Source organism: Brevundimonas sp., from assembly GCF_024711105.1.
Lineage (GTDB): Bacteria > Pseudomonadota > Alphaproteobacteria > Caulobacterales > Caulobacteraceae > Brevundimonas.
Window position 1 is genome coordinate 1 of record NZ_JANJTL010000084.1, and the last position, 9,676, is coordinate 9,676.

Sequence of the window (9,676 nt, forward strand, 5' to 3'; positions counted from 1 at the left end):
CGGATGCCGCCCCGGACGGTCCGGCCGCGCCAGATAGGCCGGCAGCGACGGCGGATAGTCGATGGCGTCGCCCGCCGTGAAGCTGACCTGATCGGTGACGATGCCCTCCTCGTCGGTCACGACCGGCTGCGCCTTGGCCGACAGGGCGGCTGCGGCGTAACCCGTGAACATCAGCCCGCCGAGCGTGCGGCGGGTGAGCTTCAGCGTCTTCGGCCCTTCAGGGGTCGGCAGGTGATCCAGCGGCATGGCGTCCTCCTCGAGCGCGGCAACATCGCCGCGCGGACCGAGATACGCAATGATCCTCAGGCCGGCTGCGGCCTCTGCTGCATGGCGCCGGTCATGGGAATGAAGAAGACGCCCACGTCGCGGCGGGAGCGGATGCGGCCGTCGGGGTCCTTCTCGTAGACGTACAGGACCTGGCCGCGGCGGAAGGGCTGGCCGATGGGGATGATCATCCGCCCGCCGGGCTTGAGCTGGGCGAACAGGTCCGGCGGGGCGTACTGGGCCACGCAGGTCAGCATGATGATGTCGAAGCCGCCCTCCACCTCGGGCCAGCCGAAATAGCCGTCGCCGACCCGGCCGTGGACGTTGTCGTAGCCCAGCGGCGCGAAGATCTTGCCCACGGCGCGCCCGATCGGCTCGATGATCTCGATGGTGTAGGCGTCGCGCACGATGCGGCTGAGCAGCGACGACTGGAAGCCCGAGCCGGTGCCGATCTCCAGCGTCACGTCGGTCGGCTTGGGCTGGGCCAACTGGGTCATGTAGGCCTGGCCCAGATAGTCGGACAGCACGCTGCCGTGGCCGATCGCCCAAGGCTTGGGATCGCCCTCATAGGCCTGGAAGGCCAGGGATTGCCGCATCGCGTACTGGTAGTGGAAGAACTCGCGCGGCACGGATTCGAAGGCCTGGACCACCGCCGGGTCGGCCTCGCCGAAGCGGCCGGCGAGGTAGTTGGAGATCACCTGGATTGCGCCGGGCTTGCGGGCCTGGATGGCGGCGAACTGTGCCTCCGTGATCTGGCTGGGGCGCTCGGAGGCCGACATGGCGCGCTGGAAGGCGTCGAAGGTCCAGGGCTCGCGCGGCATGCGCACGGTCTCCGAGACGCCGGACATCTGCGGCGCAGGGGCCTCAGGCGCGGCGGCCGCTCCTTCGGCGGCGGGGCCGGAAGCCCGGCCGCCTTCGGGGTCGAGGCGGCGGCGAACGGTTTCGATCGCGGTTTCGACGTCGCAGCCGCCGAGCGGCAGGGCGACCATGCCGGCGGCGCCGGCGATCAGGTGTCTGCGGGAGAGCGTCATGCGAGGTCCAGCACTGGGGGTGGGGTCGAGGAGGCGCGGCGGCTGACCGCCGCAGGCAGAAGCAGGAAGGCGATCACGTAAAGGCCGGCCCCGGCGTAGAGCAGGCTCGAAAAGCCGATGTCGCGCGACAGCAGGTTGGCCAGCGGCGTCGCCACCACCGAGAAGGCGCCGTTGAGCGCCCACGCCCAGGGCAACAGCCGCCCGTTCCCGACCTGGGTCAGGCCCATGGGGAAGAAGGTCCCGAGCGCCAAGGCCACGGGCGCGGCGGCCCCGACCACGATCAGACCCCTCAGCCAGGCGGCCAGGTGCAGGTTCTCGATCAGCAGGGCGTCGGCGTACCGGTACATCAGCCAGCCCCAGCCCAGCACCACGATCAGCGACAGGCCAGTGGTCAGCTTCGGCCGCGCCTGCGTCCAGCCGGCGATCAGGCTGCCGACGCCGGAGAAGAACAGCATGGACGTCAGGACGAGGGCGAAGGCCGTCGAATAGTCGTTCAGGAAGATCGCCGCCTTGTCGATCAGCAGGATCTCCAGGAACAGGAAGCCGAGGCCCAGAGCCGGGAAATAGAGGCCGGGCCACAGCCGGCGTGGCTCCGGCTCGCCGGTCCGGCGGCGGAACAGCAAGGGCGCCATCAGCACCAGCGCCGCGATCACCACGGCCTGGCCCAGCACCGCCACGTTCACCAGGCCGCCGATCTCCGCCTGGGGCAGCACCTCCAGCCGCTGGATCAGGGTCGGCAGGTTCTCCAGCCTGAGGGAGCTGTAGTAGGCGGGCCGGTCCAGCGTGGCGGCTCGCACGTGGAAGTCGCGCGCCGTGGGGCTCGGGCGGCCGGCCAGGACGTCCGGGATCTCGCGGGCCAGGGCGTCGTCCGGGCCCGTCGAGACGATCTCGCCCGTGGCGAAGTTCACGCGGGGCAGGTCGTTGAAGGGGCGAGCGGCGGGCGTGTGTCGCGGGGCGTAGGCGACGTCGAAGGAGCGCTCGGAGGAGAAAGCCTCAAGCGCCGTGATGTCGGCGGCGGAGAAGGGCGTGGGCGAGACCAGGATCCGGACGTTCCAGGCCGAGCGGTAGACCAGCACATGGGCCGCCGGATCGGCGCCGCGCGCCTCCAGCGCCGCGCGCGCGGTGGCCAGCACCCTCAGGGCGTAGACCGGGAAGTCGCGGATGGAGACCGAGGCCGAGAGAATCCCGTCGGGCCGGAGCGCGCCGAGGTAGGCCTCGAAGGCCTCGACGGTCAGGCCGTTCATGTTGGCCGGCGTGGTGTCGATGAAATCCGACGAGATGTCGATGACGCCATAGCCGCCCTCGGGCGCCGACAGCGCGGCGGCGATGGGGCCGTCGTCGAGGCGGCGGAAGCGCGGCAGGCGGATCGGTGGCGAGTCCTCCAGCCCCTCCAGCAGGGTGCGGTGGAGAAGGGGTTCGGCCTCAACCCCGTCGATGTCGCCGGCGCCCAGCGACTGGGCTTCGGCGGCTCGCCAGCCGCCCGAGACGCCGATCAGCAGGGTCCGGGCGCCGGGCCTGAGCAGATAGGGCGCGGCGCTGAGGGCGGCGGGCGCATAGGCGGCGTCCAGTCCCTCGGCGGTCGGCAGAGCGGCGATGCGCGCGCCGTCGCGATAGAGGCCGAGTGTGGACGGCGGGCCGGGCACGCCCAGCATCTGGGCGTTGTTCGACAGGTCGGCGTCGACCCGCTCGGTGAAGTCGTCGAGCAGGACGTAATACCCCTGCGGCGAGCGCACCTGGCCCACGACGCGGGAGCCCGGCGTGTTCATCGGGGCGTAGATGGCCTTGTACTCGCTGAAGGCCGGGGCCTGGCCGGTGAACAGGGCGTATTCGCCACCGGCCAGCGCCAGGGTCGCCAGTCCCACGCCCAGCCCCTTCAGTCGGCCCCGCTCGAAGAACGCTGCCAGCGCGATGGGGATGAGCAGCGCAGGCGCCAGCACGAAGGGGTGAAGGACGAACATCAGCCCCAGCGCCACGCCCGCTCCGGCCGCCGCGCCGATCAGGTCATAGCCGTAGACCCGCCCGACCTCCCGGTGGTTCTGCAGAAAGATCAGCGAGATGTAGGTTCCCGCCAGGAAGAAAAAGGGCAGGAGCGCGCCGTAGTAGAGCGCGATGTTCCGCACCTCCGCCTGCCACGTGGCCGGGTTCTGCAGGCGGAGCGGATTGAACGGGTTGCTGGTGATCTCCACGAAGCCCAGGGCGGCCGCCAGGATCATGGCTGCGGGAAGGATCGCCCTGAGCGGGCCGCCGAACCGCACCACCGTGTCGCGGAACAGGGCCACGACCACGCCCGACAGGGCGAAGCCCGCCATGACGATGGAGATGATCCAGTAGCCGTAGTCGGACCAGGCCGCGACGGCGAAGTAACGCGTCAGGGCGTTCTCGATCCCAACCACGCCGAGCGAGATGAGGAACAGCGGCATGAGGGCGCGTTGCGCCCTCCCGCTTACGCCGGTGTCACTGATCGCCCCCATCGCCGGCAATCTGTGCCGTGACTGTGACGGTTGTCGCCCTCTTTCGCCTCAGAGGGGCGCGAGAAGGTTAACGACGTGGCGGCGAAGCCTCAGCGGCCCTCCAGCTCGTCGGCGATGCGATCCATGCCGTAGACGTCACGCAGCGCGGCGGTGATGGCCTGGGCGGTGACGATGACGCTGCGGTTGACGTTGGGATCGTAGCCGAAGGCGTTTCGCTGACCCAGGAAGGTGGAGTCGAAGTTCGCCCCGATCACCTCGCCGTCGGCGTTGATGGCGGGCGAGCCGGAGTTGCCGCCGATGGTGTCGGTCGAGACGGCCATGTTGAACCGGGTGTCCATGTCCAGCTCGTCGCGGGCCGCGCGCCACCGCGGGGCCACCTCGAACGGATGGGCGCCGGTGGCCCGCTCGAACAGGCCGCCGAAGGTGGTGAAGGGCTCGACGGTGCGGCCGTCGTAGGTCCAGCCTTCGACACGGCCGAAGGTCAGGCGCGGGGTGCGGGTCGCGTCAGGATAGAGGGTGTCGCCATAGACCGCGAAGCGGGCCTCGGCCAGGCGTTCGGCGGCGCGGTCGGTTGGGCCCTCGACCCGCTCCTCCCACTCGGCCCGGGCCTCGCGGCCCAGGGTCTCGGTGGCCAGCACGAAGCGGATCAGCGGATCGTCCGAAGCCTCGACCGCGGCCAGGCCGCCGTCCCACAGCGCCTCGCGAACGGCCGGATCGGCCAGGCTGGTTCCGGCGATCAGCCGTTCGGCCAGGCCCTCGGGGCTTTCGTCGCCCAGCAGGGGGCGGATACGCGGGTCGTCGACGGTCAGGATCTCGCGGGTCTTGGACAGCCACCATTCGAGCTGGATTTCGTTCAGCTCCGGATAGGTGGGATTGGCCGCCACCGTCTGGGCGCGCAGCAGGCCCAGCCGGCTGTCGGAATATTCGGGCAGCCGTTCGGCGGCGGGGCGTTCCCGCTCACGCGCCGCGCGCACCAGGGTCCGCGCCCAGGAATAGAGCTGCGAGCCGCCGCCGGCCCGGCCCTCGAGGAAGAAGTAGGCCGGATAGAGCTCGGCGTAGTCGTCCTGCAGGGCGGCGATCTCGCCCCACGGGTCGCCGATGCGCTCGGCCAGGGCCGGATCGGCGGCGACGCGGTCGCGCAGGTCCTGCTCGGCCGCGGCGCGCCCGGCCATGAACTCCATATCGATCAGGGCCCGGGCCTGTCCGCGCCCGCGCTTGTAGCTGTTTTCCACGCCCGACAGGGTCGAGCCGGCGATGAAGGCCTGCTCCTCGCCCTCCGCGGCGTAGCGGATCAGCCGCCCGCGCAGTTCCGAACGGGTCAGCTGATCCAGCGGCAGGACGACATCGCGGACCGTCTCAAGCTGCTCCATGGTCAGCAGGCGCTGGGTGGCGCCCGGGCTGCCGGAGACGACCACCAGTTCCCCGGCCTGCGGCGGTCCGGCGTCCCAGCCGAGGTGGGTCGGCGTCTGCATCGGCCGGCCGTCGGCGTAGAGGCGCAGGAAGGCGGCGTCGAGCGAGAAGCGCGGGAAGTTGAAGTTGTCCAGGTCGCCGCCGAAGCTGCCGGCGGCCTCCTCCGGCGCGAAGGCCAGGCGGACGTCCTCGTACTTCTCATAGGTGTAGAGCTTGAACTGGCCGCCGCGGTACAGGCTCACGACCTGGCAGCGCAGCTCGGTGCGGCCCGCGCAGGCCTCGGTCTCGATGGCGGCCATCATGGCGTCCCGCGCCTGGGTGAAGGCCCGGCCTTCCAGCCCCTCGCCGGCGGCGCGAACCCGTTCGGTGACGTCCTCGATGCTGATCAGCACCTCCGCCTGCATCCCCTGGCAGCGCAGTTCCTCGTCCCGCGAGGCCGGCAGGAAGCCGGTCTGGGCGTACTGGTTGTCGGCCGTCGACAGGTTCTGGACGCAGCTTTCGACGCAGTGGTTGTTGGTCAGGACCAGCCCCTCGTTGGACACGATCGAGGCCGAACAGCCGGTCGACAGCCGGATCGACGCCGCCCGGACGCGGTCCAGCCAGGCCTGGTCGATGTTCGCGCCATAGGTCTGGTTCACGCGCGCGATCGGGAAGTTGTCGTAGGTCCACATCCCCTCCTCGGCGGCGGCCGGCGAAGCGGCGAAGGCGAGGACGAGGGCGGACGCGGCGATCGACTTCAGGCGCATGGGGAACTCCGACTTGTAGGGTCGGAGAAAGTCGTAACGGGCTAGGGGGCGGGGGTCGAGTCCGCGGGCAGCGCCAGCGACGCACGGAAGAAATAGCCCTCGCCGTCGCTGATGTCGTCGACGCGCCAGCCACGGTCCTCCAGCACGAGGATGACCACGCGCTGGGTGACCGGAGGCGCGTTCTCACCGATGAGGAGCTGGACGAATTCTTCCTCGGTCACGTCTTCGGGCTTGAAGGCGAAGGCGACCCCGCTGGTCACCCGCGTCGGCGACTCTTCGCGCGTGATCTGGAGGATGAGAAACAGGCCTTCAGGATCCTGGCAGTCGCAGAAGGGATCCGCGTCGAGGCCGGGCGCCAATCCATCGCCAGGCCAGCGGGCCCGCGCCGCCTCGATGGCGGCGATGGCGTCGCGACTGAACACCGCCTCCATGTCGCGACCGAAGGGGTCCAGCGCCGCGTGCGTCTCCGCCGAATAGATCCAGCTGACCAGGCACCCCGCCGCATCCCACGGCTCGACCACACCCTCTTCTTCGTACCTATGGAGGCATTCCTCCTGGGTGTAGACGTCCTGGCCGGACAGCGTGGCGGCGAAAAGCAGTTCCAGCAGCATCGACGCCCTCCCTTCGGCGCGGCGACATTACAGCGTTCGGCAGGGCCGGCATCTGACCGTTGCTGACTGTGCAGGCCGCGCGGCCTCTGCTAGAGCCTCAGGTCATGACCGTTCGCGCCGTTCGCCCGATTTCGATTAGCCGCCCGGCGTAAGCCGCGGGGCCGCCCGCCGCTCGCGCCGGGGTCGAAAATCAGCTGCGAACGATCACAGACGACGAGAACGAGTCCCTCATGGCCGACGACGCCACTGCTTCCACTGCCCGCGACTATCGCGACACGGTCTTCCTGCCGGAGACGCCCTTTCCGATGCGCGGCGGCCTGCCCCAGAAGGAGCCGCTGATCCTCGAGCAGTGGGGCGACCTCTATGGCAAGCTGCGCGCCCAGCGTCAGGCGGAGGGCGCGCCGCTCTATGTGCTGCACGACGGCCCGCCCTATGCGAACGGCGACATCCACATCGGCCATGCGCTCAACAAGACGCTGAAGGACTTCGTGGTCCGCAGCCGGTTCCTGCTCGGCTACGACGTCGACTATGTGCCGGGCTGGGACTGCCACGGCCTGCCGATCGAGTGGAAGATCGAGGAGAAGTTCCGCAGCCAGGGCAAGCGCAAGGACGAGGTCTCCAAGTCGGCTTTCCGCGCCGCCTGCCGCGACTACGCCGCCGGCTGGATCGACGTGCAGAAGGAGCAGTTCAAGCGCCTGGGCGTCACCGGCGACTGGGCCAACCGCTACGCCACCATGGACTTCGCCACCGAGGCGGCCATCGTGCGGGAGTTCTACAAGTTCAAGAATTCCGGCCAGCTCTATCGCGGCTCCAAGCCTGTGATGTGGTCGCCTGTGGAGCGCACGGCCCTGGCCGAGGCGGAGATCGAGTACCACGACCACGTCTCGCCGACGGTGTGGGTGAAGTTCCCGGTCACCGGCATGACCGACGACCATCCGGACGACCTGCTGTCCTTCCAGTCGGCCACGCCCGCGATCGTCATCTGGACGACCACGCCCTGGACGATCCCGGCCAACCGGGCGATCTCCTACGGCCCCGACATCGCCTATGGCCTCTACGAGGTCACGGCCATGGAGGAGGGGCTGGAGTTCGAACCCTGGGCCAGGCCGGGCGACCGGCTGATCTTGGCCGACAAGCTGGCCGAAGAGGTCTTCAAGGCGGCCAAGATCGCCCACGCCGTGCGGGTCTATGACATCGATCCGGCGGGGCTGGAGTGCGCGCACCCGCTGGCCGAGCTGGACGCGGGCTATCGTTTCAACGTGCCCCTGCTGGACGGCGAGCACGTCACCGACGACGCGGGCACGGGCTTCGTCCACACCGCACCCGGCCATGGCGCGGACGACTTCGAGGTGTGGAAGGCGCACGGTCATCACGAGGTGCCGGACACGGTCGATCCGGACGGCGCCTACTATGAGCATGTGCCCCTGTTCGCCGGCCTCAAGGTGCTGGAGACCGAGGGCAAGAAGACCGGCAGGTTCGGCCCGGCCAATCCGGCCGTGATCGAAAAGCTGATCGAGGCCGGGACGTTGCTGGCGCGCGGGCGGCTGGAGCACTCCTATCCGCACTCCTGGCGGTCCAAGGCGCCGGTGATCTTCCGCAACACGCCGCAGTGGTTCATCCGCATGGACCGGCCGCTGGCCGACGACGGGACGCTGCGCGAGAAGGCCCTGGCCGCCATCGACGCCACCGCCTTCCACCCGGCCGGCGGACGCAACCGCATCCGCTCCATGGTCGAGACCCGGCCCGACTGGCTGGTCAGCCGCCAGCGCGCCTGGGGTACGCCGCTGGCCATGTACGTCGACAAGCACACCGGCCAGCCGCTGCACGACGACGCGGTCGACGCCCGGATTCTGGAGGCCATCGAGAAGGGCGGCGCCGACGCCTGGTTCGACACGCCGGACGAGGAGTTCCTCGGCGTCCACGACCCGGCCAAGTACGAGAAGGTGGAGGACATCCTCGACGTCTGGTTCGACTCGGGCTGCACCCACGCCTTCACGCTGGAGGGCCGCGAGAACACCCGCTGGCCTGCCGACCTCTATCTCGAGGGCTCGGATCAGCACCGCGGCTGGTTCCAGTCGAACCTGCTGGAAGGCTGCGGCACCCGCGGCCGGGCGCCCTACGATGCGGTCCTGACCCACGGCTTCACGCTCGACGAGAACGGCGAGAAGATGTCGAAGTCCAAGGGCAACACCACCGACCCGGCGACGGTGATCAAGGAGTCGGGCGCCGACATCCTGCGCCTGTGGGTCGCTCTGGTGGACTACGCCGAGGACCAGCGGATCGGGAAACAGATCCTGCAGACCACGGTCGACGCCTACCGCAAGCTCAGGAACACGGTGCGCTATCTGCTCGGCGCCCTGGCCGGCTTCGAGGAAGCGGAGCGGCTCGACTACGGCCAGATGCCGCCGCTTGAGAAGTTCATCCTGCACCGGCTGTGGGAGCTCGACCGCGACGTGCGCGCGGCCTACCGCGACTACCGCTTCCAGGACGTGGTGCGGCCGGTGCTGGAGTTCTGCTCCGGCGACCTGTCGGCGCTCTATTTCGACGTCCGCAAGGACAGCCTCTACTGCGACCGGCCCGACAGCCTTCGCCGCCGCGCCTGCCGCACGGTGATGGACGCGGTGTTCGAGCGGCTGACCGCCTGGCTCTCTCCGCTTGTCCCCTTCACCATGGAAGAGGCCTGGACGACGCGCTTCCCCGACGCCGGAACCAACTGCGCGCGGGTCATCCCCGACACGCCGGCGGAATGGGAGAACGCGGAGGAAGCCACGCGCTGGACCCAGGTCCAGTCCGTGCTCGAGGTCGTCAACGAGGCGCTGGAATCGGCCCGCCGCGACAAGCTCATCGGCGGCGCCCTCGACGCCTGGCCGACAGTGACCGGTCCGGCCGACGCCTTCGCCTGTTTCGAGGGGCTGGACGCCGCCGAGGTGTTCCGCACATCCGGCGCGCAGCTGAAGGCGGGCGGCGACGCCGTCACCGTCGAAGTCCGCACAGCCGACCACCCCAAGTGCGCCCGCTCCTGGCGGCGCGTGCCGGACGTGGGCTCCGACCCGGACTATCCCGACCTGTCGGCCCGCGACGCGGATGCAGTCAGGTGGCTGGACGCGCGCGCGGCCTGACGCCTACTCCGGGGCGTGGCAGAC

At 69.9% G+C, this 9,676-nt stretch carries 5 protein-coding genes and 1 pseudogene; 1 reads left to right on the forward strand and 5 read right to left on the reverse strand.

What is annotated here, in order from left to right; genetic code table 11:
* The 5 genes and pseudogenes from Q0M60_RS06195 to Q0M60_RS06215 form a co-directional block, all read right to left on the reverse strand.
* Positions 1 to 246 (reverse strand): annotated as a pseudogene (locus Q0M60_RS06195) (hypothetical protein); the annotation flags it as partial.
* Positions 247 to 302: 56 nt separating this feature from the next.
* Positions 303 to 1,295, reverse strand: coding sequence for a protein-L-isoaspartate O-methyltransferase (locus Q0M60_RS06200; protein WP_296817337.1), 993 nt, complete (start codon positions 1,293 to 1,295; stop codon positions 303 to 305).
* Positions 1,292 to 3,715 (reverse strand): hypothetical protein, encoded by a 2,424-nt coding sequence (locus Q0M60_RS06205; protein WP_296817339.1) that lies wholly within the window; start codon positions 3,713 to 3,715, stop codon positions 1,292 to 1,294. The genes Q0M60_RS06200 and Q0M60_RS06205 overlap by 4 nt, the downstream gene beginning before the upstream one ends.
* A gap of 140 nt (positions 3,716 to 3,855) precedes the next feature.
* Positions 3,856 to 5,922 carry a S46 family peptidase gene (locus Q0M60_RS06210; protein WP_296817343.1) on the reverse strand — a complete coding sequence of 689 codons (2,067 nt, stop codon included), beginning with the start codon at positions 5,920 to 5,922 and terminating at the stop codon, positions 3,856 to 3,858.
* A gap of 41 nt (positions 5,923 to 5,963) precedes the next feature.
* Positions 5,964 to 6,533: a hypothetical protein gene (locus Q0M60_RS06215; protein ID WP_296817346.1), complete on the reverse strand. Its 570-nt coding sequence runs from the start codon at positions 6,531 to 6,533 to the stop codon at positions 5,964 to 5,966.
* A 230-nt stretch (positions 6,534 to 6,763) separates the two neighbouring features.
* On the opposite strand from Q0M60_RS06215, the gene ileS reads away from it, so the two are divergent.
* Positions 6,764 to 9,652, forward strand: coding sequence for an isoleucine--tRNA ligase (gene ileS / locus Q0M60_RS06220; RefSeq protein ID WP_296817349.1), 2,889 nt, complete (start codon positions 6,764 to 6,766; stop codon positions 9,650 to 9,652).
* The last annotated feature ends 24 nt before the right edge of the window (positions 9,653 to 9,676 follow it).

Bases quoted from the DNA above. Each gene is read 5' to 3' on its own strand.
- Q0M60_RS06200 (WP_296817337.1), bottom strand. From the start codon at position 1,295: ATGACGCTCTCCCGCAGACACCTGATCGCCGGCGCCGCCGGCATGGTC.
- Q0M60_RS06205 (WP_296817339.1), bottom strand. From the start codon at position 3,715: ATGCCGCTGTTCCTCATCTCGCTCGGCGTGGTTGGGATCGAGAACGCC.
- Q0M60_RS06210 (WP_296817343.1), bottom strand. From the start codon at position 5,922: ATGCGCCTGAAGTCGATCGCCGCGTCCGCCCTCGTCCTCGCCTTCGCC.
- Q0M60_RS06215 (WP_296817346.1), bottom strand. From the start codon at position 6,533: ATGCTGCTGGAACTGCTTTTCGCCGCCACGCTGTCCGGCCAGGACGTC.
- ileS (WP_296817349.1), top strand. From the start codon at position 6,764: ATGGCCGACGACGCCACTGCTTCCACTGCCCGCGACTATCGCGACACG.